Origin of the sequence: Vibrio syngnathi (genome assembly GCF_002119525.1) — a bacterium.
In the GTDB taxonomy this organism is placed as follows: Bacteria; Pseudomonadota; Gammaproteobacteria; order Enterobacterales; family Vibrionaceae; genus Vibrio; species Vibrio syngnathi.
Genome location: NZ_CP017917.1, coordinates 1263724 through 1288916 on the forward strand (window position 1 = coordinate 1263724; position 25193 = coordinate 1288916).

The following is a 25193-nucleotide window of genomic DNA, read 5'->3' on the forward strand; positions in this document are numbered from 1 at the left end:
ACCATGAACCAACAATACATGCTGCAAGCTCTTGAAGCTTCGCGCCAAGCCCTACCCGATTGCCAACCAAACCCGCCAGTGGGTTGTGTTTTGGTGAAGAACGATAAGGTGGTGTCTGTTGGATATACGCAAAAGGTCGGTGGAAACCACGCTGAGGTTGAAGCACTGAATGACTATGACAACGAAACGGACGGAGAAATGGAAGGCGTTACCGCTTACGTAACTTTAGAGCCATGTTCATTTGTAGGCAGAACACCCGCTTGCGCCAATACATTGGTTAAAGCAGGTGTAAAACACGTAGTAGTGGCGATGCTAGACCCAGACCCTCGTAATAATGGCCGTGGTGTGGCGATCCTTGAATCGCATGGCGTAAAGGTGGATGTAGGGCTATGCCAAGAACAAGTGAGCGCTTTTCTAACCCTGTATCTTGGTAAGTCTTAGCTCTTAAACAGCCAACGCTAGCTCAATTTGACTCGGTAAAGCGGATTGACTGGCTTATCGACAAAATACGACCAGATATGATCGTAGACGGCATGTTGGTTGGGGAACGGCGCAAGTGCTTTCGCTTCCTCTAAATCGCACCAGCGGTACTCTGTGTGTTCATCATTCAGTTCAATCGCTTGGTTGGGTGGGCATAGCACCGCAAACACAGGGATTAGCTGAATCACATTAACGTGCGCCTCGTAAAACTGTTCCAGAAACTGCGCGTTATACAGAGCTTCCACTTTAATTTGGGTCTCTTCTTCAAACTCGCGCACGATAGCCTGCCAGCCTGTTTCACCCGCTTCAATCGAGCCTGCGACATGGCACCAAAACTCGCCCTTCACACGCTTCATTAGTAGCATTTTCATTTGTCCGTCGATCTCCGAAATAGCGACACCGGAGACAATCGAAGTATTGAGTGGAATCATAACGTTACCTTAGGTTGAACAAGAGGGCAGCAAGGCTACCACCCTTCGTTTGTGAAGTTACCTTCTATGATTAAAAACGAGAAGTTACTCATCAATTAATGAAGTTCAAGCCATAACTCATGGGTTCCGTGTTAGCCGTCTCGCTTAGCTATCCAGTAATAGAACCATTTCTTATTTGAGGCGCTTTTCGATAAAGAGTAGAATCGCCGCCTCGTACTGTGTTTAAAGTCTCTAAACATACACAGTAGACTCACAACCATTTATCACCACGATATAAGTATTAAGACGACTATGCACTCATCCAAACCAACGCACGACTCAGAAAACAGCCACACACCTGAGCATTGCTTCACTCGTTTCCAACAGCCGATCGAGTCATATTCGTTGCCTGAACGTTTCACATTCCCGTTCTACTACGAACCGCACCTATTGTGTGAAATTGCCTCCCACCAGCTTCAACAATATCTAGAAACTCAAACCGATTGGCAGCATGACTTCGGACTGGATTCTGACGCAGGCCGTGGCAAAATGTTTGGTGTGTTACTGGTGAAAAGCCCAGAAGGTGAATTGGGTTACTTCTCTGCTTTCTCTGGAAAAGTCGCCGACCAAAACCTACTGCCCCATTTTGTGCCCCCCGTATTCGACATGTTGAGCAGCGACAGCTTTTTCCATCAAGACACAGCCGACATGATGGCTGTGAATGCGAAATTTAAAGCGCTGCAAGCAAACGCTGATTACCTTGAACTGTGTGAACAATTAGCACAACAAAAAGCACAAGCTGAACAAGAGATTGAAACTCAGCGTTTATTAATTATCGAAGGCCGAAAAACACGTAAAGAACAACGCGAACAAGGCAAAGAGAACCTTGATGAGAAAGCCTTCGAACAACTAAATAACGAGCTAAACAAAGCCAGTGTTGCCGACAAGAATCAGCAGAAATATCTTAAGCTCAACTGGGAACAGATCCTAAATGAGTTACAAATCAAAGTTGATGTGTTCACTAATCAATTAGTTGAACTCAAAGAGCAAAGAGCACACCTTTCTCATCAGCTTCAACACAAGTTGTTCTCACAATACGCTTTCCAAAATGCGGAAGGAAACATTGAGGATCTGAACCAGATCTTTGAAGACACGCCAAATAAGATACCACCAGCAGGTTCTGGCGAATGCGCTGCACCTAAGTTGCTGCAATACGCGTACTTGAATGGTTACACGCCATTGGCATTGGCTGAGTTTTGGTGGGGCCGTTCACCGAAATCGGAGATCCGAAAGCACAAGAAATACTACGCCTCTTGCCAAAGTAAGTGTGTACCGATTTTAGGCCATATGATGAAAGGCCTTGAAGTCGATCCCAACCCATTGCTAGAAAACCCAGCAGAAGGCAAAGACCTCGATATCTTATTCCAAGACGATCACATCGTTGTGGTACACAAACCAGCAGGTTTTCTATCTGTGCCGGGCAAAACAATTAAAGACTCGGCCTACACTCGCGTTCAAGAAATGCATCAAAATGTTGAAGGACCATTTGTTATCCATCGCTTAGATATGGCGACCTCTGGCATTCTGATATTTGCTCTTACACGACGTGCGAACAAAAGCTTGCAGAAGCAGTTCATTACTCGTGAAGTTGAGAAGCGATACGTGGCAATGATCGAAGGCGTTCTAGAGCAAGATGAAGGTTATGTTCGCTTGCCACTGCGTGGCGATTTGTACGATCGTCCACGTCAGATTGTCTGCTTCGAACACGGCAAGCCAGCTGAAACTAAGTGGGAAGTCATTGAGCGAAACCAAGACACCACCAAGGTTTATCTGCACCCGAAAACTGGCCGCACTCACCAGTTACGTGTTCACTGTTCACACCAAGAGGGGCTAGATATGCCTATCTTGGGTGATGGCTTATACGGCAACAAAGCCGACCGACTACACCTACACGCAGAAAGGCTAGCACTACATCACCCAGTCACCAAAGAGTGGATGGAGTTCCAGTTCGACGCTGAATTCTAAGCGTTAAGCCTATTTTCTGCGTTAAGACTATTTTTTGCGTTAAGCCTAAGGGATAAACCAGAGTCACAAAACGTTTGTGACTCTGACTCACTCTTTCTCCTACCCCTTTCGGGTAATTCTCCACGCTTATTGCACTACATCAATGTCCACTTTTTTGTGACGAGTAGCATTCGCCTCTTCTTCTTTCCTTGAGGCCTTTGATATGTCATCAGCTGCTTTGAATATACAACCCAACACAACGACTTCTTCCGTGATCGCTTCGCAAGCACTAAGCTTGAAACCACTCACAGACAAAAAGCCTGATCTAAACTCGGCAATGCTGAGCCTAATTGAAGAAGTTAAAAACGAACTCCCACTTTACGAGTCAGAGACGTTTATCTGTGGGCCAAAAGGAAACTGCTCTGGTTGCTCTAAGAAATTATTGGAGATGGTCGATAGTGAGTTGATGTACTGGGAACACAGTATTTCAATCGGCCAAGGCCCTAACTTCGAAGAACTCCGCCGTTTTGGTAAGCTATGCAGCAGTGTTAGACGCGGCTTAGAGCGAAACGGGTTGGTAGAAAAACGTCCAAGAAACCGATAGCACCGCTTTATATGCTTAGTTATTTGCTTAGTTAAGTTCAATTACACGATTAAGGTCGTCCTCGATCGTGTTTGAGGTCTCACCCTCATTGGCTTTAGCGCATATTAGCTCCAATTATCTCAATTGGAGTAAACCTCATGAAATGGACACACTTACTGTTCGCATCCCTACTTTCTATTTGTACTTCTGCCATCGCCTCAAATGTCGGATTCACTCAAATCATCCTAACAGGCCTCTCAGTTGACCAAGATCAGCCTAAGCGCCCACTAGAAACAACAATTTGGTACCCTACTCAAGACACGTCAAAGACAGTTCTTGTTGGAGATAACCCAGCCTTTATCGGCACTAGAGTCATCACAGATGCCAAGATCCAATCAGGTAAGTTTCCGGTTGTACTCATATCGCATGGTTATCGTGGTAACTGGCGAAACCAGAATTGGTTAGCGACAGAACTCGCACATCGCGGATACATAGTCGCCGCAGTCAATCACCCGGGAACTACATCTTTTGACCAGTCCCCAGAGCAAGCAGCCAAGTGGTGGGAAAGGCCTCGCGATATCACACGAATCCTTAATCACCTACTAACCGAAACTCAGTGGAAACACGCCATTAATACTGACCATATTTCGGCAATCGGGCATTCATTAGGAGGTTGGACAGTGATGCAATTAGCGGGGGCGAAAATCGATAGAGCAACTTTAGAGGTTGAGTGCCTTAAATACCCTAACCCTCGAACTTGTGGGCTTTCTGCAGAGTTAGGGCTGTCAAACATTCAAGCTACAGAGCCAAACAATAAAGACCTTTCAGACCCTCGAATACAGCGCGTGGTTAGCCTTGATTTAGGGCTTGCTCGTAGCTTTTCGGTGCAAAGCCTCAATGAGATCAATGTACCCACTTTAATACTGGCTGCAGGGATTGATATTGGCGACTTACCTCATGCATTAGAATCTGGCTACATGGCGGAGCATATACCTATTAGTTCGAGACAATACAAAGTCTACGAAAACGCCACTCATTTCAGTTTCATTCAACCATGTAAAGCGGGAGCCGAAGCGATGCTTGAAGAGGAAGTACCGGGTGATAGCATTATTTGTAAAGACGGCTTAGGAGCTTCACGCGGTGAACTACATCAATTGATATTGAATGAAATTGTTGACTTTCTAAATCGATAAACTGAAAAGTAAACAAACTCAATCTAACACTTATGGCGAGCTTCGAAACTCACTCGGAGTTTGCCCAGTAATCCTTGAAAACTCTCGATTGAAATTGGACTTGGTTTGAAAACCTGAATTAAGGAAGATATCAGTTATCGTCTCATCACTTTGCTTCAATAGAGTCTTGGCGTACTCAACTCGATAAGCGTTGATCACCTTCGAAATATTCTCATTATGAGTTTGATTAACTGCTGAAGATACTTTCCGAGCCGGGATACCTAGCTTTCTCGCCAATCGATTTAAGGACAAATCCGGGTCTTTGAACACCTGATGCTCTCTCATCAACGAATCAAACTTAGCGACTATCTGCGTGACGCCTTTGTCTTCGTCTCCATCTAAGCTTACCGTTGATATCAGTGCATTAGCTTCGTCAGGTAAGCTATTTAGTGTTGGAAGTTCGCTCTGTTGTTGATTTTGCTTCTGAATCGGAGACGTACTGGTGCTGACAACAATCACAGCCCCAATAATCGCGGGAATAAGAACTAAGTAGCTAATAGATAGGATCAAGTCAGTGTGTTGTGCGTTGAGCAGCAAAATATCATACGAGATAATACCGTCCACGAGAGCTGAAAACAGCAAAGCAGAACCAGCAACACGTTCAGCAAGCAAAACATTCGAGACATCACTCAGCCTGACGTGCTCTGGAAAGTTAAACGATGATTTCAACAACAAGCAGCCAAAGCCGAGATATAGCGAGATCAGTAATATATCTATCGCCCCGCCCCAAAGATGCTCATAAAAAAATGAGCCAACCAGAACAGCGACAGGACCTAACCAATGCAAATGTGTATTGGGCTTACTTCGGTGAATCCCAGCAAAACAGAGCCATGCCGTTACAGGTACGCTTGCCCCTAGAACTGGCTGTAAGAAACGAAACAATGCGATATCTAACGTCCAACGTAACCCAACAACAGTAATCATCAACGCACACAACATAATAAACCAAAACGGTTTTTGGCTTGTTTGTGGGTAACGATATCTAAGCAAAACAGCCGTGATAAATAACAACAGAGCAGCAACAAATGGCAAGGGAATAGCGAGCATCAAAATTCCATTTTAATAACTGAGTACATAGCGGCGATAGCTCAATAAGTATCGATGATAACTTGAACTCATGGTAATTCATTCGCCATATATAATAAAGACTCCTAGTCAGGAGCCTTCTTATCAAAATCAGTGATAACTAAGTTTGGTCAGTTGCTATTAAGCGTTAGCCACTTGGCGCGCTGGGTGTTTGATAAACACAGCAACCACAGCCACGATTGCAAGAGCAAAACAGTAGTAAGAGTTAGCCACGATATCCAAAGGCGATAGGTTAAACACCGAACCTAATAGCAATACCTGAGCACCGTAAGGCAATACGCCTTGAATCACACAAGAGAAAATATCCAACAAGCTGGCAGAGCGACGTGGAGACACGTTGTTCTCTTCCGCCAATTTGCGAGCCACGCTACCGGATACAATGATCGCTACTGTGTTATTTGCAGTACATAGATTCACCATAGACACCAAGCCAGCAATACCTAGCTCACTCGCACGGCCATTCGCTTGCTTAGAGTGTGAAGAACCAAACGCACGAATCAAACCGCTCACTAGATTAGTCAGAAACGCTAATCCACCTTGGCGACGCATTAGCTCACTCAAACCACCAATCAGCATCGATAGTAAGAAGATCTCCTGCATGTTGCCGAAGCCTGCGTAGATATCTTTAGCGTAATCCGTCATACCGTAGTTCTCAATAGAACCTAGGCTCACGCCACCTGCCAGTAAGATACCAATCGTCAGCACGACGAATACATTCATGCCCGATACCGCAAGAATCAGGATAGTGATGTACGGCAGTACTTTCAGCCACTCGATTGGGCCGGTTTCAGGAACCTGAGTTGCCGTGCTGTTGAAAGCAAAGATAACGATCGCGATAAAAGCAGCAGGTAGTGCAATGCGGATGTTCTCTTTAAACTTGTCTCTCATCTCACAGCCTTGCGAACGAGTCGCGGCAATCGTGGTATCAGAGATGATAGAAAGGTTGTCGCCAAACATCGCGCCGCTTAAAACAACACCGGCTGTCAGTGGGATGCTCATGCCTGCTGAATATGCAATGCCTAACGCCACAGGTGCAACCGCAGCGATGGTGCCCATCGACGTACCCATTGCTGTCGCGATGAAAGCTGAAATCAGGAATATACCCGGCAGGATCATGCTCGTAGGAATCGCCGATAGACCAAGGTTTACCGTAGCGTCCACGCCACCAGACGCTTTAGCCACAGCAGCAAAAGCACCCGCCAATAGGTAGATCATACACATTGCGATAATGTCTTTGTGACCGACTCCACCCAAGAATTGTTCGATAGCACGGTTCAATTTATCTTTGCTTAGCAGCAACGCCAACATCACAGCAGGCAAAGCTGCAATTGGAGCTGGAAGCTGATAGAAAGCAAAATCGACGCCTTGCAGTGACAAGTACGTACCTACGCCAATAAACAGTGCTAGGAACACGATCAGAGGGATAAGCGCCACTGCCGAAGGGGCAATTACAGCATTAGAATTTTTTGAATTGGACATGAAACATCAACGCAATAGAACAGGAAGGTGAGCAGACTAATGTCACACTTAGAGCTTGTCAACGTCTAGACGTCTAAACGCCCAATTTAATGCAAAGTAATAAGCACGCCATTGAACATCACATAATAGAAAAGGCTATTTACTCACCAGTAAATAGCCTTTTAGAACAGATTGCTTTTCGAGAACAGATAGCGTTTACACAGAAGCTCGCTTTTGCTTGCTTAGTGCTGTTGCTAACTTAGCTTTTTTCTTGCTTAGTTTTTTTGTTGGAACGTCACTTGGTATTCGCCAATGCCTTGGTAATGGAAGGTCGTTGGCTTATCGAATCCCACCTCCACGATACCGCAGTAAGAACCCGTGATGATTGCTTCACCCGCTTGGAAATCAACGCCACGACGAGTCATGGTGTTAATCAGCCAGTAAATTGGGCTTGGTGGCAGTGTATTCGGATGCTTACCGTCGAATGTTTGAACTTGTTCGCCTTGAGTCACTTCGATATTGATCTCAGCAGAAGTGAACGCTTTTTCACGGTCAATCTCTGGGCCAATGAACAAGCCTTGGTTTACTAGGCCATCAGCAAGCTTTTCGTAGAACTCAGCACCGCTGTCATCAGCAAAACGTGACTGCATCAGCTCAAGAGCCATATGGCAAGAACCGATAGCATCGTTGATCTGCTCTTCGCTGTAACCTTCTTGGCTTGCAGGCAGGCTCTTAGCAAGCGTAAATGCAATTTCAGGCTCAACACGTACTACGTCGTTGTCAGCAAACAGTTCGCAAACCTCGCCTTGTTGAACGCTGGCCGAGAAGATAGGCGCAACAATGAACTTGTCTTCAGCTAAAGGAAGCAAACACTTCCAACCACCGACTTTGTCGCTCTTGAGATCGATCATTGATGATTGGATCTTTAGCGCATCTTCCAAGTTGTTCGGACGGTACTGTTCGTTCAATCTTGGTGCTTTGGTTCCCGCAACACGGCGACTCAACAGTTCTTCAGCTGCTTGTTTAAATACATTTATCATATAATATCACCTTTAGTTTTATGACCAGTATAATATCGGATTTCTTGAAGATTGAATAGACAATTAAACAACGACGTAATACCAATATTTCAAACAACAATTTTCACAGATTCCAAGCTCACACATGAAGAATTATGGCTTTTATTAAACCAAAAACATCACGGCTGAAACTAATCAGCAGACCATACATTCTTGAAATCTGGCCATCCCCAGTTAGTGATGGCGACGTTTTTCAAAATGCCTTGGAAACGCACGGTCTGTAGGTGATGGAACATAGGTATTAGCCAATAATCAGAAATCAAAGTAGACGCGATAGGTTCTAGCTCAGTCAAGTAATTAGGCAGTTCTACAGAGGCTTTATGACTATCTAATCGCTGTTTGAGCCAATCACTGTTCATATCTCCCAAAGCCGAATGCAAAACAGGATCATTCATCATCCACGAAAACAGCGAAGACGGAGCATTGTCATCGAGATTCAAGTTACACAGCACCAAGTCTTCTTTTAAATCGCCACTCTGAGAGAGCTGCGCCAGTTCGCGAAAGCTGTAGGTGTTCACCTCAACTTCCACACCATATCGTTTCAATATGTCAGAAACGCAGATGGCACATCGGTACAACGCATAATAGTCGTAAACCGCAATGCTCATCTTTTTCGGCAGTTGTGCTTCTTTCGAAGGCGTTCGATACAACTTCTGCCAGTTTGGCAATATGTTTTGAGCTAGAGAGACACTGAACAACCCCTTATTATGTTCCAACTGAGATAAAATCGCTTGTGGGTTGGTCAGTTCTGAAAGGTATTTTCGCTGCTCATTATTAAGCGGAGTTGCCGCAGAGTTTTGATTGAACAGGATAAATAAGCACCCATCCTCGACTCGGCTACGAAGGCCGTCTGTGTCTGCAGAAACAAGTTCCGTATCGCTTTTCCCTAACTGATGGAAACAAGAAGAATCTTCATAAGACGAGACTTGCATTTGGCTGTCATCAAACCGAGCACTGCCCGTCATTTGTTCCTCAAACTGCCAGATGGTCACCTCATCAGTTAACGAGCGACAACCATAATAGTGCTCAAATGCGGCGAGCTTGATTCGTTCATTATTGGTCTCAACCACTTTAAATGGACCGGTTCCAATAACAGCATGTGACACCGAGTTTAATGGGGACGGTTCACCAGTGACTTGTGCCGCGGGTTGAATCGAATATTTAACGCCAGCAAGTAAACCAGAAAAACCAGTATCTGCTTTGGTGAGTTGGAAGCTGATACTCAATGGTTGTTCACTGTAAATCGAAGCGACATGGGCCAGCTCTGTCTGATAGAAAGGTAGTAATTGTAAGGCAGTAAACAACGAAACTAGCTGCTTGGCGTCGACGGGGCTGCCATCGTGGAAGGTTAGACCTGGGCGTAAATAGAAAGTCCAAACCAATTTTTCAGCATCATATTCCCAATGGTGTGCCAGTTCAGCCTTCAACGTGCCCTTGCCATTACAAGTGACGAGGCAACTGAAGACTTGCCTGATCAAAAATCGTTCGCTACTGCGGTGAATATGATGCGGGAAGAGATCTTCAAACTTACGTTTGTAGGTCAATTGGACGTGCAGTAACCCTTCTCGCATCGTCGCGCCAGAGGTTTCTTGGAGGAGAGAGCCAAATACAGCACGGTCGTTGTCTAGAATTGAGAGTGCTTTTTCGTATTTGCCCTGCTCTATCAGTTTACTGGCAACATGTTGAGTCAATTCTTGATTGCTAAAACGTAAAGTCAGATTAGAACGTTGATTCCTGCCGACTTTTGGTTCCCACACCACCCACTTAGCCTGATGCATTTTCCCTAGCAAGGTTCGTGCATGGCGCAAACTGGTGAACAGCTTATCTGCAACCTCGGTTAAGGTCACCGAATGTGAGAGGTTAGGCTCGAACGAATCTAGCCTTGTGTAGTAACGCATCATGTTTAGATCAGACAAATAATGAACCCTTTTAGAAACAACCCTTCCTCATAAAGCCCATTATAAAACACATTAACCAAAAAGTAGCGCTAAAAGACGAAAACAGGAACATCTTAGTGAAAACCCATCTGTTTATTACTTCCTGTTAAATAACCATAATGAAAGGGTCAGCAAGGAACGACGAGTTCCCACCAAAGCCTAATACAAGAGAAGTAATCATCATGAGAAAATACTATCTTAATAAGCTTAAAAACACCGGCAGCCAGCTCGAAAGAGAAGCACTACGAACACTTATAGAGCTATGTAACTGGCGTTATTAGTACACTTTTAAGCACCGAGTTAACGCGAGTTGAGTACAACCTAATAGGCTCCTACCCCCAATATGAGTTAGGTCTCAACTCGCTTTTCCATTCCCAACACCCTCTCAACCCAGTTGTACCAATCGCTCACGCATTCAATAAATTTCCGTTGTCGACTCGACAAATTTAATTCGTTTTCTTAGTCAAACGAAAAGCCTTAAGGTTCGCCCCGAAGCAAGCAAGGAGCCTCAGAAAAACTGAAAGCTCAGCTAACAACTCATTTATTTGCAGTTACCAATCAGGTATTAACTAAGGAAACGCCATGCGTATCGCAATTCTTTCTCGCAACGAAAACCTATACTCTACTTCTCGCTTAAAAGCGGCTGGAGAAGCTCGTGGTCACCAGGTCGATGTTATCGACACGCTGCACTGTGATATAGATATCGCGAGTAACAATCCGAAGATTCGCTACATGGGTGAAGAGCTACCTCAATACGATGCTGTTATTCCACGTATTGGCGCTTCCATTACCTTTTACGGCACTGCGGTTGTTCGCCAATTCGAAATGATGGGCACTTTTTGTATCAATGAGTCAGTAGCTATTAGCCGTTCTCGCGACAAACTGCGCTCACTACAACTGTTGTCTCGCAAAGGTATTGGCTTACCAAAAACAGGTTTCGCTAGCCGCCCAGACAAGATTCAAGACTTGATCAAAAACGTAGGTGGCGCGCCACTGGTTATCAAGCTTCTTGAAGGTACTCAAGGTATCGGTGTGGTTCTAGCAGAAACAAACAAAGCAGCTGAAAGCGTTATCGAAGCCTTCATGGGCCTAAAAGCGAACATCTTGGTTCAAGAGTTCATTGAAGAAGCTAATGGCGCAGACATCCGTTGTTTTGTTGTGGGTAACAAGGTTATTGCAGCAATGAAACGCCAAGCTGGTGAGGGTGAATTCCGCTCTAACCTGCACCGTGGCGGCACAGCTCAACTGGTTAAACTAACCAAAGAAGAGCGCGCTACAGCGATCAATGCAGCTAAAATCATGGGGTTAAACCTATGTGGTGTCGATATTCTACAATCTAAGAATGGCCCAGTGGTAATGGAAGTGAACTCTTCTCCAGGCCTAGAAGGTATCGAGAAAGCGACAGGTAAAGATGTAGCAGACATGATTTTCGAATTCATCGAGAAAAATGCAAAACCAAACGCTAACCGAACTCGTGGCAAAGGCTGATGAATTACGGCTCCTCACTTTGATAATTAGGAGTTGAAGTTTGGGTCTAATGCACCAGACTGACAATAAGTGTTATGATTGGAAAAAATATGAATCAAAAAATTATCATAGGAAATACAGAAGCGTTATGCTTACCCGAGCTAGGAATCGCTGGCTTACATACTCGTGTTGATACCGGTGCAAAAACATCATCTCTACATGTAGACAACATCATCTGCATTAAAGAGAATGGTCAAAAATACGTAGAGTTCGATTTACATCCAGATATTTACAACCTAGAAGAAACTGTTCGCTGTAAAAGTAAATTAAAAGCAAACCGCAAAATCAAATCATCCAACGGTGAGTCTGAGCACCGCTGTGTGATAGAAACAATGTTAGAAATTGGTGGTAAACAATGGCCAATAGAAATCACACTAAGCAACCGTCAGGATATGACTTATATGATGCTGCTTGGTCGTCAAGGTATGAGTGACAAAGTGATTGTTGATCCTGCGGGTGAGTTTCTGCTTACCCACTAATTTAGCTGCTCCACGGCTAAATTAGTGGGTCAACAACGCAAACCTAGAGGCAAGTCTAAATGACTAGCCTTTATTATTTATGCCTGTTTTTTTTATCTTTAAAACCAAATCGCCAAACAGATTTAACCAAACCTTTGAGTTTGATTTTAGTCACTCGCCAATGTGTCACTGGCCTTCTTGGTGCACTCATCAACAGATGTTCAAACGCTTGCTCATTCAATTTCACTTGCCCTCCATGCGCCACCAGCAAGGTGTCGAGCTGCATGTCATAAATACGCGAGACCGATTCTCGATACTTATTGGGATGAAAAATTGGGAAAGGCGGAATCAGCTTCTTTTTAACCTCAACCATTAAGTCCGCCACATAGGCAATACTGTGTGATGGGCAATAGACGGAAAGATCTCTGTCGGTATGGCCTGGTGTTTCTAGAACTAACCAGTCATCAAACCCCGGAATGCTATCACCATCCGACAACTTGAAGTCGGGCTTTAACTTTCTTGAATACCACAAATTTGCTTTTGGCTTACCCAACCGGTTCGCCATCCATCGTGCCAATGCCAGATCAGTCAAGTGCATCAAAATACCATCAATGCCGTGATACCAATCCTTATCTCGGTTTGCTGCAACCAAATGACAATTGGTCAGCTTTCTGAGCTTGTGCGCTGCTCCTGCGTGGTCTGGATGCATGTGCGTAACGACAACCGTATGCAAATCAGCAAAATCACGCATAAGCTCAGTTTCGATGAAGTCCTTCAAATGCGGGATGTCGGCTCGACACGCACCATCAAGCAAGAGCAACCTGTCAGGGTACTCTACGAGATACATGTCTTGGATATAGCCTTTAATGGTATGCAGCTGCAAACCCACTCCTTGTGATAAAACAACTGGTCAGACCTATACAATAGCAAACCCACTTTCAATTGTGATCATTTTGTTAAAATTAATAATCTAAAACCGGATAGATTGATCGCATCTAGATTTCCATTGGTATCCACTAAATTATTCAAATCCAACGTTACTCAAAACCTACGTTACTCAAATTCAATGTTACTCAAAACCAATGTTACCCAAGTCCAATTTAACTCAGAGTAATGAGGGCACATTCCAAAGATGATCATCAATTTCATTCGATATTTTTCAGCATTATCGAATGCTCACATTACCGAAAACCTTGCTCAACAAGCCTTGCGCTTTAAGCACTGAGCATCATTTATCGTAACGACAAAACATGTGATTTGGTGACCTGAGTTATTCGGACTATATATGCGCCTCTAATTTATTGTCTGAGTGCTATACATGAACCAACTTATCGATGCTCTTTCTACCCAAGGTTACTTTGTTTGGGATGACTTCTTAACTCACGAAGAAGTAGTGGCATTGAGGGATTGCATTCCAGAGAACTGGAAAAAGGCTAGGATCGGCCGTAATGATGAAGTAACGCGAGAGTCGGCCATCCGTAGTGACAAAATTCAGTGGGTACGCCGCGATATGGGTCAACCAGCATCTCTGTTCCTAGACAAAATGGAGCAAATTCGTTTAGAGGCAAACCAAGCATTCTTTTTGGGTCTGTTCGAATACGAAGCGCACTTCGCTAAATACGAAAAAGGCGACTTCTACCAGAAGCACCTGGACTGCTTTAAAGGCAATGAAAACCGCCGCCTGACCACAGTGTTCTACATGAATGACGAATGGTCTGAGCAAGACGCAGGAGAGCTCGTGGTTTACGATCTAAAAGACAACCACATCGCGACCATTCCACCAAAGTCAGGCCGCTTATTTGTGTTCTTGTCTGAACAGTTCCCACACGAGGTACTGCCGACAAACACAGAGCGGTTCAGTATCGCGGGTTGGTTCCGTATTAACGGTGTGAAAGACAACCAATTGGATATCGCGCATTAAAACGGTATCCACATCGAACCGTCTTCTAAACCTCTCCATCGAGAGGTTTTTTTATGTCCAAAAAACGTCTTACAAGCCAAATACATCAAACGTCAAAACCATCAATAACTTTTCTCTTAAATAAAATCGAAATGAATCTTTCATATCACTGAAACGGTTTAGCCACGTAAGTGAAATATCCCCTGTTCAAGATAGCTTCAAACGATACCCCTACCGTCTCGTTAATACTCAAATTCAATACCTCTATATCGATTTCATCCAAAAGGAAAAGAAGATGAATAAGCTAATTTTGGCAGGCGTTCTTTCTGCAACAGTAGCAATGCCGGCGTTCGCAACGACTCAAGTCACATGGTGGCACGCAATGGGCGGCCAACTTGGAGAAACAGTAAACAAAATTGCGACCGACTTTAATGCGTCACAAGATGATTACGAGATCACACCAATCTACAAAGGTTCATATACAGAGACCTTAACAGCAGGTATCGCGGCATACCGAGCAGGTGAAGCTCCCAATATTCTACAAGTCTTCGATGCCGGTGCTGCAACCATCATGAACGCTAAAGGTGTCGCGAAACCGGTACAGGATATTCTGGTTGAATCGGGCTATAACTTTAATTCAAACGACTACCTAGCGGGCGTTCGTAACTTCTATGCCGACAGCCAAGGCAAAATGGTTGGTATGCCTTTCAACAGTTCAACACCGGTTCTTTACTACAACAAAGACCTTCTTGCGGAAGTGGGTGCCAAAGCGCCTAAAACTTATGAAGAACTCGAAGTGGTTGCTAAGAAACTGAAAGCCGAAGGACACATCGCGTTTTCTCAATCTCTAACGCCATGGATCATGTTCGAGAACTTCAAGTCTCGCCATAACCTGCCAGTCTCTGACCAGAATAACGGCTATGACGGCCTATCCACTAAAATCATGTTTAATACCAAAGACATGATGATGCACGTTAGCAAGATGAAAGAGTGGTCGGATCTAGGTTACTACAAGTATTACGGCAGCGATTGGGACGCAAACCAAACACCTTTTGAGCGCCAAGAAGTGGCAATGTGGATGGGTTCTTCAGGTTCATTCGGTGGCTTGCGTAACCGCGTACCTTTCGAGTTAGGCACCACATACCTTCCATACTGGAAATCGGTCAACCCTGATGCTGGCTTAACCTTCATTGGTGGTGCCGCTCTGTTTGCACTCAATGGCCATGACCAGAAACAGGACAAAGGTGTTGCAGCGTTTTTTGATTACCTGACAAAGCCTGAAACTCAAGTGTACTGGCACAAAACAACAGGCTATGTACCTGTAACAACTGCTGCCTATGAACTAGCGAAAGAGTCCGGCTACTACACAGAGCAGCCAGACGCAGAAGTAGGCGTTAAGCAACTAAGCCTCAAATCGGGCGAGTGGACTAAAGGCTACCGCCTAGGTTATTACCCGCAGATCCGTGAAGTGATGCACCGTGAGTTCGATAACATCTTTGCCGACCGTTCTAGCGTCGAGAACAGCCTAGACAAGGTCGAAGATGAGAGCAGCAAACTGCTGAAACGCTTCGCTCGTACGATGAACTAGACCGGTTAATAACTAGATCGACCAGAAAACTGGATCGATTAATGAAACGAAACTATTCACAAGCTTAAGGCTTAGCGAATCAGAGCCGTTCATCACTCCTCACTACTTGTCACTGCGTCGTTGAAAACGCTATGGCAAGGCGTGAGGAGACTCTTCCCTAGCGCCATTTCTTGCTCCAACAACGATAACTCAACGGGATACATGCCTTGATATCGCGCTAGTGGTAACAGCCGCTCATAGTGGCCACTGTAATTATTTTTAGGGATTACCCTGTGGAACGACGTCAACAATTCTTTCACTCTCCGCTGCCTTACCTATTTTTGGCACCTCAGATACTCATCATTGCGGTTTTCTTTATCTACCCAGCAGCAAAGGCGGTTTACCTTTCATTTATGCTGGAAGACCCTTGGGGCACCTCATCTATATTCGTCTGGTTTGAGAATTACCAAATGCTATTCGAATCGAGCGAGTACCTGAACTCGATTGGCTTTACTTTGATGTTCGCGATTGTGGTCTCTTTCCTTTCGCTTGCCTTAGCGCTGCTGCTCGCCGTAAAAGCCGACAACATCATTCACGGACAAGGCGCTTACAAAGTCACCCTCACTTGGGTTTACGCGGTTGCCCCTGCAATTGCAGGCGTTATCGGTGCTTTCTTGTTTAATCCACACATTGGCGTGTTTACCGAAATATTTGCGGTTATAGGTTGGGACTTTAGCTTTCAGACCGATCCTGTTGATGCCACGTTTGCTCTGATTTTAGTGTCGGTTTGGAAACAGATTTCGGTGAATTTCATCTACTTTCTAGCGGGACTTCAATCGATCTCTTACGCGGTAAAAGAAGCAGCGATGCTGGATTGTATCAGTGACTCGAAACGTTTCTGGACCATCACTTTCCCACTACTGGCCCCGACTGGCTTCTTTCTACTGGTCATCAACCTCACCTACTCGTTCTTTGAAACCTTTGGCGTGATCGACACCATGACTAATGGCGGCCCGGGTGGTGGCACAACGTCGTTAGTCTACAAGGTGTATCGAGATGGGTTTGTTGGCGCAGATTTAGGCGGCAGCTCTGCACAGTCTGTTGTGTTGTTACTACTGGTACTCACCCTTACATTTATCCAGTTTCGCGTTGTAGAAAAGCGTGTTCATTACTAGCCCACGACAGCTAGGTTTTAACGCGACAGGAGTTATTTATGAAAAGTAATAAGGTCTCTGACCACCTAATTTTAATTGCTGGGATGCTGTTTATGTTGGTCCCTATCTGGCTAATCTTCGCCAGCTCAACCCATAACCCAAACACCATTGTCAGCGAAGGTCTGCAATGGCTTCCAGGCGATAACTTTACGGCAATTTATAGCGAAGCTTGGAACAAAAGCATGGGCTTTAGTGGCGAAGTCACCGCCAGTAAAATGATCGCCAACTCGATGATCATGGGACTAGGTTTTGCGATCGGTAAGATCATCATTTCGATGATGGCCGCGTTTGCTTTGGTCTACTTTAGACTCCCTTACGCCACGGCGTGGTTTTGGCTGATCTTCGTGACGCTGTTACTGCCATTAGAGGTTCGTATTATCCCTTCCTATGAAGTTGTCGCTGGGCTTGGTCTTCTTAATAGCTACACAGGGTTGATTCTGCCTTTGATCGCATCAGCCACCGCGACCTTCTTTTTTAGGCAGTTCTTCAAAACCATCCCCGATGAATTATTAGAAGCAGCTCAACTAGATAATGCAGGCCCATTTCGATTCTTTGTCGATATCTTGCTGCCTCTTTCTAAAACCATGATCGCCGCTATTTTCATCATCATGTTTGTGGTGGGTTGGAACCAATACCTGTGGCCAATCATGATGACCACAGACGAAGGCTACAACACCATCGTGATGGGCATAAAACAAGTACTCAACAACATCAATGAAACCAGTTTACCGCGCTACGACTATGCTTTCGCCATGGTAATTTTAGCCATGTTACCACCCGTTTTAGTGGTGGTTGTATTTCAGCGTTGGTTTGTAAAAGGGCTAGTAGAAAGTGAAAAATAATAACGACACAACTCAAATGAACAATAACCGCATTCAATCACTCGATGAGTACAAGACGACTCACCAGCCTTCTCACCAAGCTATCCACAAAAATACAGAGGACACCCCGATGCCAAAGCTAAAACAAACGTTAGCGCACAACCAAGCCATTCACGATCGTACGCGCAAAGCTCCCATCATGCTGGGTATCAAAAACTTGGTCAAGACGTATGAAAACGGCCATCAAGCCGTCAAAGGCGTCTCGCTTGATATCGATGAGGGTGAGTTCCTGGTTTTGGTTGGCCCTTCTGGTTGTGGCAAGTCTTCTATCCTACGTTCCATTGCGGGTTTGGAAAGCATTTCTGGTGGCGAGATTCACTTAAGTGGTCGCCGTGTTGATAACGAAAAGCCAGCTCAGCGTGATATCGCAATGGTCTTCCAGAATTATGCGCTCTACCCGCACATGTCGGTTTACAAAAACCTAGCTTATGGCTTAAAGAACCGAGGTGTTAGTCAGCACCTTATTGAAGAGAAAATTGAGAAAGTCGCCAAAACGCTGAAAATCGAAGAATATCTAGATCGCAAGCCAGCCAAGCTTTCAGGTGGTCAGCGCCAGCGTGTAGCAATGGGGCGAGCAATCGTTCGCGACCCTCAACTGTTCTTGTTTGATGAGCCTTTGTCTAACCTAGATGCCTCACTGCGTGCTCACATGAGATTAGAGATCAAAAAACTGCAACGCGAACTTGGCGTGACCAGTGTTTACGTGACTCATGACCAAGTCGAAGCCATGACACTGGCTGATAGAATCGTGGTGCTCAACAAAGGCCAGATAGAGCAAGTCGGGACGCCACGAGAGGTCTACCACCAGCCAGCCAGTACTTTTGTGGCGAGCTTCATTGGCAGCCCTGCAATGAATTTTTTACCAGCAACACTCGACGACGGATACCTTGAGATTGGTGATCAGCAAATGTACTTACCCGAATACGCCCACGTAAAAAATACAGCCATCACACTTGGTATTCGCCCAGAGCACTCTGAAATTGGTTCAGAATTGATGATGAACACCTTGCCTCTTGAACTGCGTATCAGTGTGGTTGAGCCTTTGGGTCCAAATCAATTGGTTCATGGTCTGGTGAACGAGCAGCCCTTCATTGCAGTAACACCCGAAACGACACTGTGCCAAGCCGTCCCCCTAGGGCTAAGAATCGATAAATCCAACCTGCATATTTTTGACAATCATGGCAAACGCATTCACCCAAATAATTTCACGTCACAGGAGCCACACGAAGATACGACAAGCTTAACGACGGCTCTCGCTTAATCGAGTACACTGATATTTAATGCGTTTTTAAGGTGCGTCTTTAAGAAGGATTAATTATGTCGTCTATCATCGTAGGTCATAGAGGTGTAGCAGGTACTCACCCAGAAAATACCAAAGCAAGCATTGAACAAGCGGCGAAACTCGGTTTGAAATGGATTGAAGTTGATATTCAGCCCACTCAGGACGACCAACTTGTGGTTTGTCATGACCACACGCTTGAGCGCTGCAGCGATGGCAAGGGTCGTGTCGACGAACATACCCTTGCAGAACTGCGTCAGCTTGACTTTGGCAGTTGGAAGTCTGAGCAGTTCGCGGGTGAGAAAATACTGACGCTGAAAGAGTTGCTCGCACTTGTTGAGCAGTATGATCTCAGCGTCAACCTAGAGGTCAAAGTCGATAGCCGACATCAAGCACCTCATGTCGTGGATTTGCTGCACACCGAGTTGATTCATTCAAATCTAGACACCGACAGAATTTTGCTTTCAAGCTTCAGCCATCAAGTCGTTGCTGAAATCGCTCGTCATTTGCCTAGATACCGTGTCGGTGTGATCACAGAGCAACTGACTCAAGATGATCTTATGCTGATTGATGAGGTTAAAGCGTTCAGTTGTCACATGAACTACGAGCATCTGAAGCAGAGCGATCTTGATACACTTGGTGAAGCAAACATTCAAACATGGTGCTACACCGTCAATGATCCGTCTCGCTTCAAATTTCTCTCAAAAGTAGATGCTGTATTTACTGATTTTCCGAATCAGTTCAATCCTATAAATTGAGCTCGTAAATACCGCAAAAATAGCCCCGATAAACTTTCAAATAAACTCTCGGGATGCCTTAAAATTAACTCTCGGGAAACCATAAAATTAAGTAGAAAACACAAGTGAGTAGGAGTACATTCCGCTACTCACTTGGTTTCATCGCTCGTTCTATTTAGACAGCTTCATTGGTTACTTAATTTATGGATCTCATTTTTAGTCCAACCTTCCCAATTTTGGGTGCAATCTTCATTTTCGCCGCTATTGTTCGTGGCTTCTCAGGTTTTGGTTTCACCTTAGTGGCATTGCCATTGAGTGCGTTATTCGTGCCTGTTATCGAACTGGTTCCTGTTTTCATGCTGATCGACCTGTTAGGCAATATCCAATTGCTGCCGAAGGTTAAACATCACGTAAATTGGCGATGGGTTTCAAAGGTATTTATCCCTTGTTTGGCCTTCACGCCCGTCGGCTTGCTGTTGCTCAAATCCGTTAGCCAAGACACGATCATCTTGATCATCAGTGCCTTCATTCTTGCGTCAGCAATCATGATCTACAAAGGGTTCCAATACAAAAGCGAACCTAGATTTGCTCCCTATATTCTAGGCAGCCTTGCGGGGATAATGAATGGTGCAGCTTCCATGTCTGGCCCTCCGGTTGGCACGCATGCATTGGCAAGTCCTGTCGCACCACACATTACCAGAGCAGGCCTGATCGCATTCTTTGTATTGGCAGATTCGAGTGCATTTGTTTCGGCATCTATCGCTGGGTTAGTCGACCGTGATGTAGTTTGGCTAACTCTCGCGCTTCTACCAAGCAGCATGTTTGGCGGTTATGTGGGTTCTAAACTGTTCGAGAGATTTGGTGGAGCGAAGTTTAAGCCAGTCACCATTGCGTTACTAATTGTGATTGCGATATTCAGCGCTGGTCGAGTCTTACTGTAACTGGCTCTAGCGGTTGATTTTGGAAGTTGATCTCGCGAATGGGTTTCACGAATTGACTAAGAAAACTGGGTACCAATAACTACCATTCGATATGGATAGGAGTACCCATTTTTACGAGTTGGATGAACTCATCCATATCTTGATTGGTTAGTGCAATACAACCATCCGTCCAATCAAAGCTTTGAATAAAGCTCGGTGAACGGCGCTCACCATTTTTAATACCGTGGATCTTGATGTTCCCTCCAGGGTCGACATCATTTTCTTCAGCCCACTGCATATCCGAAGGTTGCGGGTAGCTGATATGCACCGAGCGGTGAAAATCCGATTCTTCCATCACATAATCGAGCTGGTATTCCCCTTCAGGTGTTCGGTTGTCTCCTTCAAAACGTTTATGCCCTTTCGGTTGTTTCCCTAACGCAATACGAAACTCTTGAATGACCTCATCCCCCTTAAGTAAGTACATTCTACGTTTCGATTTATCAACTTTGACTAAAGTAACCACTTGCGACAGAGAGTCTGCCTCAGAAGAAGGACCGGTTAGAGTGTAAGACTGTTGAGAAGAGCTTTGAGGAGGACGTTTAGATGAACCTTGAGACAGCTGGGCAACTTGTTCGCCAGAGTTACTGCTAAGAACATCATCCACAATAATCACATGTTTGGAATTTGAGATCACTGAAGAGGTTGAGTTAGAGGAAGACGTTGAGACACGCTGAGAGTGAGCAGGTTTCGACTCGAATACTATGGTTTCGATTGCCGTCGCGTCAGAAATTATCTTTTCAACCACAACCTTTTCAGCTTGCACACTCGAAGCGACAAACAGTAAACACAGTGATAAAAGCAAAAATAGACGCACCTTTAGCTTTCCTCAAAGCGCATGGACATGATTCGTGATTGAGTTTCCATGCCTAACGACTCATAAAAACCCTTAGCTTGCTGATTAAACTCCATCACTTCTAACCTAAGCTCAATAGCACCGCTCGCTTGCGCCCACTGATTAAACGACTTCATCAACGCTTTGCCGATGCCTTGGCTCTGAACCTGATCGTTTACCACAATCGTATTCACTCGCGCTATTTTGTGAGACTGAATGAAGCTTACCCCTTTACTCTGCGTTACCTTCCCCACCAAGAAACCAACAACCTGTTGAGCGTCAACCGCAACTAAGAAAGTGCCAACCGGATCAAGCATCAATCCCAACCAATATTCTTCACTATCAGCTAAGCCATGAGAAGCGGGAGCAAATACCATAGGGGCACCAAGATGATGTTGACGATTTATTTGCATAGAGAGCTCTAAGATCGAGCTAATATCAGTTACCTTAGCGTTCCGGATTTGCATATCACTACCTTTTTAAATTCAATAACACCTTAGCAAAAATAGCTTAGCTGTGCACCGTTCTACTCTTTTAACAAAACTTTCGAGCTAGAGCTTAATGCCACTAATTACATGACACGATAACGAAGAACAGCTCCCAATTGGGAGCTGTTCTTATATCTAAATCTCGGTTAGTTCTAAACGAATGACGTAAAATCAATCAGATAAGAAACGATTAAAAACCGTTAAACATTTTGGGTCTGCTTTTTTTGATTATTACGGTATAGGTCAAATTGAACAAACCATTCATAGCGACATCTCTAAACTTACTTAAGAATTTTAGAGTTTTAATACGAAGTGATTTTTTAATACGGAATGTTCTTTCTCCGATCACAGAGTCTGAAGCCCCTCCAGTTAAACCAGCAGGAGAGACACCATAAGTTGGTTGTTTATGAAGCCATACATTTCTAATGAAGACATCAACGGGGTAGAGGAATCGTTCGCTTTTTTCTATAAATGTTTTTGCCACATGAGGGGTGATCATATAGGCAGTCATACATAACGGTGTTTTAATATGTCGCACTAGACTTTGTTCGTCATCTAGGTTTTCAACAACATAGTTATACTCTCTTTTGTTAGAGTAATTTTCTAACCGAATATAACCACACTCTTCAATATGTTCACTGGCGTGCTGAACCGTTTTTTCGAAGACATCAACATCAACCATTACATCATCTTCAAAGATAATAATCGGCTGATTCAGTTCAATACACTTTTCCCATGCCAAATAGTGGCTACTGTAACAACCAATTTCACCAGGAACAGCGACCCTTCCATTCAATGCATAAAAGGCGGCTTCATCATAACGATTCATCAAAGGGTGGCCTTTAGATAAGCTAGCATCAACGCCACTCAGCTTTTCTATGTCTAATTTCTTAATATTTGAAAGTTGTTCTTGGCTAGATAAAAATCGCTCTGACTTTCGCTCCAACGAAATGATGATAGACTTCACAGTAAAAAACACCCACTAATAATTTAACCAATAAGAAATTAATATAAATATCAACAAAAGTAACCCCCCTATTTCTCATAATTAGAACCAATCTAAAACAAATGTTGTTCATTATTCCAATTATGTTCAACTTCGTGACTCTGTAACGTAAATTGCTCCCAATTGATAACATTTATTGTCTTAAAATGTTATCAATTACTAAACAAAGTGATATTAAAACACCATAGGTTAACCGCGCGATTGCATATAAATACAATTGCACACCAATTCAGCTTGTATAATATTCCTTAAGAATTGACGAGAAGATATAATCAATAGATCTTCACTCTCTGGGTATTAAGTCTTTTATATTAAATACTTCCAATAAACCACCAATTGAGAGAATACAATCGTTCACTGAAACTAACCTGCACCTCCCACCTCAGAAACAACACAACAAAAGACTTTATTATGATGCTCTACAAAGCTCAGGTATAGGCGAGTTAATATTAATATCAGGCTAAAGATCTTGGAAAATTGTTCCGCAAATCTCGGAAACAATGCTAGCCATTGAGTGCTACTATCTTCATAGAATTAATATACTAACTATTGGATACCTTATGATTAAGTTCGCTGTAATTGGAACCAATTGGATTACACAGAAATTTGTTCAAGCTGCTCATGAATCACAATCGATGCAGTTGGCTGCTGTTTATTCACGAAATCTAGCCAGCGCGGCGCAGTTCGCCCAAGAATTTGACGTTGAAACGACGTATGACTCACTCGACGCATTGGCAAATGACAACACAGTTGAAGCCGTGTACATCGCTTCACCAAACTCACTGCACTGCGAGCAATCTATCTTGATGATGGAACACGGCAAGCATGTCATCTGTGAGAAGCCTGTCGCATCGAATATTGAAGAAGCAACACACATGTTTGAGGTCGCTCAGAAGAACGGGGTGGTGCTGTTTGAGGCGTATAAATCTCAGTATCTACCGAACTTTGAGCAAGTTCAACTCGGCTTAAAAAAGATAGGCAAAGTGCATAAAGCGCACATCAACTACTGTCAGTATTCATCGCGTTACCAGAAATACCTAAACGGCGAGAATCCAAACACCTTCAACCCAGCTTTCTCTAACGGTTCATTAGTTGATATTGGCTTCTACTGCGTAGCCGCGACTGTTGCTCTGTTTGGTGAGCCTGAGAATGCGCTGGCTTCAGCAAAGCTACTTGACTCCGGTGTGGATGCGCATGGCTGTGCGATCTTCCAGTATCCAGAATTTGATGTAACCCTTGCGCACTCTAAAGTCAGTGACTCTTATGCGCCAAGTGAGATTCAAGGTGAACTAGGAGCGATCATTATCGACCACATAGCCGAATGCACCGATATTAAGATTCGCTACCGTGATGGCAGTGTTGAAAACCTCACTCAAGCACAGAGCGAAAACTCAATGAGCTACGAAGCACAAGCCTTTGCAGGTTGCATTGGGGGTGATAAAGAAACTCAAGCTCAAGCCAAACTGCGAGCTTTAACCGTTGCCAAGTTGATTACAGAGATGCGCCAACAAGTTGGTGTCGTTTATCCTGCCGATAAATAACATCACTGCTCGCTTAACCAGCTGATTTTTAACAAATAGTGATTTATGCATAACTAAATTTAATCTTTACGACAAACAACCGGATTAGTCGATTGGGGTACCATCTGTTTAAATCCGCGTTCGATATCTATCGTATTAATTTAATTTATTGAAGGTGTGTAAAGTGTTTTCAGTTGATGATCGCGTTGTAGCAACAAAAGGTGTTGAGCTAGGTGAAATGGTTGTAATTGGCCTAAGTGCTGGTGGCGGCTACGTTCACGTTACAACAGTAGAAGGCGCAATAATGACGCTTACTTACCCTGCAAAAGACCTTAAAAAAGCATAGTTTAACCGCTACGCTCTTTTAGTAGTCATTCTGCTAAAGGTAACAAATTTGAGGCTTTGGCTGACTTCATTCTTCTGCATTAGAGTGAGCAGCCAGAGCCTTTTTTATGCCTGAAATTCCTCTCCGCCCTCCCGTTAGTTTACTCATCACAGTAAAATCAAATCCAACGAATAATTAATTTGGCAAAGA

General features: G+C 44.3%; 24 protein-coding genes. 15 read left to right on the forward strand and 9 right to left on the reverse strand.

Translation table 11 applies throughout. The features are described from left to right. Nucleotides 1–3 precede the first annotated feature (3 nt). Nucleotides 4–441, forward strand: a complete 438-nt coding sequence (locus K08M4_RS20445) for a bifunctional diaminohydroxyphosphoribosylaminopyrimidine deaminase/5-amino-6-(5-phosphoribosylamino)uracil reductase RibD (protein WP_086051255.1) — start codon at nt 4–6, stop codon at nt 439–441. Nucleotides 442–458: 17 nt separating this feature from the next. On the opposite strand, the gene K08M4_RS20450 is transcribed toward K08M4_RS20445, so the two are convergent. After that, entirely contained in the window at nt 459–911 is a 453-nt protein-coding gene (locus tag K08M4_RS20450) for an NUDIX hydrolase (RefSeq protein WP_086051256.1), read from the reverse strand. 291 nt (nt 912–1202) lie between these two features. On the opposite strand from K08M4_RS20450, the gene K08M4_RS20455 reads away from it, so the two are divergent. The 3 genes from K08M4_RS20455 to K08M4_RS20465 all read left to right on the forward strand — a co-directional run bounded on the left by K08M4_RS20455 (nt 1203) and on the right by K08M4_RS20465 (nt 4670). Then, complete coding sequence (locus tag K08M4_RS20455) at nt 1203–2915, forward strand: RluA family pseudouridine synthase (RefSeq protein ID WP_086051257.1); 1713 nt, start codon at nt 1203–1205, stop codon at nt 2913–2915. Nucleotides 2916–3117: 202 nt separating this feature from the next. Next, on the forward strand, nt 3118–3498 hold the full coding sequence (locus tag K08M4_RS20460; RefSeq protein WP_086051258.1) for a hypothetical protein: 381 nt from the start codon (nt 3118–3120) through the stop codon (nt 3496–3498). Nucleotides 3499–3635: 137 nt separating this feature from the next. Beyond that, nucleotides 3636–4670 carry an alpha/beta hydrolase family protein gene (locus K08M4_RS20465; RefSeq protein ID WP_086051259.1) on the forward strand — a complete coding sequence of 345 codons (1035 nt, stop codon included), beginning with the start codon at nt 3636–3638 and terminating at the stop codon, nt 4668–4670. A gap of 30 nt (nt 4671–4700) precedes the next feature. Here the strand turns inward: K08M4_RS20465 and K08M4_RS20470 are convergent, their stop codons facing one another. From K08M4_RS20470 to K08M4_RS20485, 4 genes are all read right to left on the reverse strand, one after another. Beyond that, on the reverse strand, nt 4701–5759 hold the full coding sequence (locus K08M4_RS20470; RefSeq protein WP_086051260.1) for a helix-turn-helix domain-containing protein: 1059 nt from the start codon (nt 5757–5759) through the stop codon (nt 4701–4703). Nucleotides 5760–5915: 156 nt separating this feature from the next. Beyond that, nucleotides 5916–7274: a Na+/H+ antiporter NhaC family protein gene (locus K08M4_RS20475; protein ID WP_086051261.1), complete on the reverse strand. Its 1359-nt coding sequence runs from the start codon at nt 7272–7274 to the stop codon at nt 5916–5918. 254 nt (nt 7275–7528) lie between these two features. After that, nucleotides 7529–8293: a hydratase gene (locus K08M4_RS20480; protein WP_086051262.1), complete on the reverse strand. Its 765-nt coding sequence runs from the start codon at nt 8291–8293 to the stop codon at nt 7529–7531. 170 nt (nt 8294–8463) lie between these two features. Continuing rightward, entirely contained in the window at nt 8464–10248 is a 1785-nt protein-coding gene (locus K08M4_RS20485) for an SgrR family transcriptional regulator (protein ID WP_086051263.1), read from the reverse strand. A 603-nt stretch (nt 10249–10851) separates the two neighbouring features. On the opposite strand from K08M4_RS20485, the gene rimK reads away from it, so the two are divergent. Both rimK and K08M4_RS20495 read left to right on the forward strand, forming a co-directional pair. Further along, nucleotides 10852–11757: a 30S ribosomal protein S6--L-glutamate ligase gene (gene rimK, locus K08M4_RS20490; RefSeq protein ID WP_019824669.1), complete on the forward strand. Its 906-nt coding sequence runs from the start codon at nt 10852–10854 to the stop codon at nt 11755–11757. Nucleotides 11758–11846: 89 nt separating this feature from the next. Further along, nucleotides 11847–12275 carry an ATP-dependent zinc protease family protein gene (locus K08M4_RS20495; protein ID WP_086051264.1) on the forward strand — a complete coding sequence of 143 codons (429 nt, stop codon included), beginning with the start codon at nt 11847–11849 and terminating at the stop codon, nt 12273–12275. A 73-nt stretch (nt 12276–12348) separates the two neighbouring features. Here K08M4_RS20495 and K08M4_RS20500 read toward each other — a convergent pair whose 3' ends face one another. Beyond that, on the reverse strand, nt 12349–13137 hold the full coding sequence (locus K08M4_RS20500) for an MBL fold metallo-hydrolase (protein ID WP_086051265.1): 789 nt from the start codon (nt 13135–13137) through the stop codon (nt 12349–12351). A gap of 435 nt (nt 13138–13572) precedes the next feature. On the opposite strand from K08M4_RS20500, the gene K08M4_RS20505 reads away from it, so the two are divergent. The 7 genes from K08M4_RS20505 (at nt 13573) to K08M4_RS20535 (ending at nt 20773) form a co-directional block, all read left to right on the forward strand. Next, a complete protein-coding gene (locus K08M4_RS20505; RefSeq protein WP_086051266.1) occupies nt 13573–14175 on the forward strand; it encodes a 2OG-Fe(II) oxygenase in 603 nt (200 codons plus the stop codon). A 274-nt stretch (nt 14176–14449) separates the two neighbouring features. Continuing rightward, nucleotides 14450–15742, forward strand: coding sequence for an extracellular solute-binding protein (locus K08M4_RS20510; RefSeq protein WP_086051267.1), 1293 nt, complete (start codon nt 14450–14452; stop codon nt 15740–15742). Nucleotides 15743–16014: 272 nt separating this feature from the next. Beyond that, nucleotides 16015–16896, forward strand: coding sequence for an ABC transporter permease subunit (locus tag K08M4_RS20515; RefSeq protein ID WP_086051268.1), 882 nt, complete (start codon nt 16015–16017; stop codon nt 16894–16896). A 38-nt stretch (nt 16897–16934) separates the two neighbouring features. Next, nucleotides 16935–17777, forward strand: a complete 843-nt coding sequence (ugpE, locus tag K08M4_RS20520) for a sn-glycerol-3-phosphate ABC transporter permease UgpE (protein ID WP_086051269.1) — start codon at nt 16935–16937, stop codon at nt 17775–17777. Next, a complete protein-coding gene (locus K08M4_RS20525; RefSeq protein WP_086051270.1) occupies nt 17767–19077 on the forward strand; it encodes a sn-glycerol-3-phosphate import ATP-binding protein UgpC in 1311 nt (436 codons plus the stop codon). Before ugpE ends, K08M4_RS20525 begins: the two co-directional genes overlap by 11 nt. A 56-nt stretch (nt 19078–19133) precedes the next feature. Next, nucleotides 19134–19853, forward strand: a complete 720-nt coding sequence (locus K08M4_RS20530; RefSeq protein WP_086051271.1) for a glycerophosphodiester phosphodiesterase family protein — start codon at nt 19134–19136, stop codon at nt 19851–19853. 182 nt (nt 19854–20035) lie between these two features. Continuing rightward, nucleotides 20036–20773, forward strand: a complete 738-nt coding sequence (locus K08M4_RS20535) for a sulfite exporter TauE/SafE family protein (RefSeq protein ID WP_086051272.1) — start codon at nt 20036–20038, stop codon at nt 20771–20773. 79 nt (nt 20774–20852) lie between these two features. On the opposite strand, the gene K08M4_RS20540 is transcribed toward K08M4_RS20535, so the two are convergent. The 3 genes from K08M4_RS20540 to K08M4_RS20550 all read right to left on the reverse strand — a co-directional run bounded on the left by K08M4_RS20540 (nt 20853) and on the right by K08M4_RS20550 (nt 23099). Further along, nucleotides 20853–21626, reverse strand: coding sequence for a L,D-transpeptidase family protein (locus tag K08M4_RS20540; RefSeq protein WP_086051273.1), 774 nt, complete (start codon nt 21624–21626; stop codon nt 20853–20855). Between the two features lie 2 nt (nt 21627–21628). Further along, nucleotides 21629–22111 (reverse strand): GNAT family N-acetyltransferase, encoded by a 483-nt coding sequence (locus K08M4_RS20545; protein ID WP_086051274.1) that lies wholly within the window; start codon nt 22109–22111, stop codon nt 21629–21631. A 211-nt stretch (nt 22112–22322) separates the two neighbouring features. Further along, a complete protein-coding gene (locus K08M4_RS20550; RefSeq protein WP_086051275.1) occupies nt 22323–23099 on the reverse strand; it encodes a glycosyltransferase family 25 protein in 777 nt (258 codons plus the stop codon). 599 nt (nt 23100–23698) lie between these two features. On the opposite strand from K08M4_RS20550, the gene K08M4_RS20555 reads away from it, so the two are divergent. Beyond that, nucleotides 23699–24679 (forward strand): Gfo/Idh/MocA family protein, encoded by a 981-nt coding sequence (locus tag K08M4_RS20555; RefSeq protein WP_086051276.1) that lies wholly within the window; start codon nt 23699–23701, stop codon nt 24677–24679. 163 nt (nt 24680–24842) lie between these two features. Further along, complete coding sequence (locus K08M4_RS20560; RefSeq protein WP_009846296.1) at nt 24843–25004, forward strand: hypothetical protein; 162 nt, start codon at nt 24843–24845, stop codon at nt 25002–25004. Nucleotides 25005–25193: the final 189 nt, after the last annotated feature.

Bases quoted from the DNA above. Each gene is read 5' to 3' on its own strand.
- rimK (WP_019824669.1), top strand. From the start codon at position 10,852: ATGCGTATCGCAATTCTTTCTCGCAACGAAAACCTATACTCTACTTCT.
- K08M4_RS20465 (WP_086051259.1), top strand. From the start codon at position 3,636: ATGAAATGGACACACTTACTGTTCGCATCCCTACTTTCTATTTGTACT.
- K08M4_RS20545 (WP_086051274.1), bottom strand. From the start codon at position 22,111: ATGCAAATCCGGAACGCTAAGGTAACTGATATTAGCTCGATCTTAGAG.
- K08M4_RS20460 (WP_086051258.1), top strand. From the start codon at position 3,118: ATGTCATCAGCTGCTTTGAATATACAACCCAACACAACGACTTCTTCC.
- K08M4_RS20535 (WP_086051272.1), top strand. From the start codon at position 20,036: ATGGATCTCATTTTTAGTCCAACCTTCCCAATTTTGGGTGCAATCTTC.
- ugpE (WP_086051269.1), top strand. From the start codon at position 16,935: ATGAAAAGTAATAAGGTCTCTGACCACCTAATTTTAATTGCTGGGATG.
- K08M4_RS20445 (WP_086051255.1), top strand. From the start codon at position 4: ATGAACCAACAATACATGCTGCAAGCTCTTGAAGCTTCGCGCCAAGCC.
- K08M4_RS20455 (WP_086051257.1), top strand. From the start codon at position 1,203: ATGCACTCATCCAAACCAACGCACGACTCAGAAAACAGCCACACACCT.
- K08M4_RS20475 (WP_086051261.1), bottom strand. From the start codon at position 7,274: ATGTCCAATTCAAAAAATTCTAATGCTGTAATTGCCCCTTCGGCAGTG.
- K08M4_RS20450 (WP_086051256.1), bottom strand. From the start codon at position 911: ATGATTCCACTCAATACTTCGATTGTCTCCGGTGTCGCTATTTCGGAG.
- K08M4_RS20505 (WP_086051266.1), top strand. From the start codon at position 13,573: ATGAACCAACTTATCGATGCTCTTTCTACCCAAGGTTACTTTGTTTGG.
- K08M4_RS20555 (WP_086051276.1), top strand. From the start codon at position 23,699: ATGATTAAGTTCGCTGTAATTGGAACCAATTGGATTACACAGAAATTT.
- K08M4_RS20510 (WP_086051267.1), top strand. From the start codon at position 14,450: ATGAATAAGCTAATTTTGGCAGGCGTTCTTTCTGCAACAGTAGCAATG.
- K08M4_RS20530 (WP_086051271.1), top strand. From the start codon at position 19,134: ATGTCGTCTATCATCGTAGGTCATAGAGGTGTAGCAGGTACTCACCCA.
- K08M4_RS20480 (WP_086051262.1), bottom strand. From the start codon at position 8,293: ATGATAAATGTATTTAAACAAGCAGCTGAAGAACTGTTGAGTCGCCGT.
- K08M4_RS20495 (WP_086051264.1), top strand. From the start codon at position 11,847: ATGAATCAAAAAATTATCATAGGAAATACAGAAGCGTTATGCTTACCC.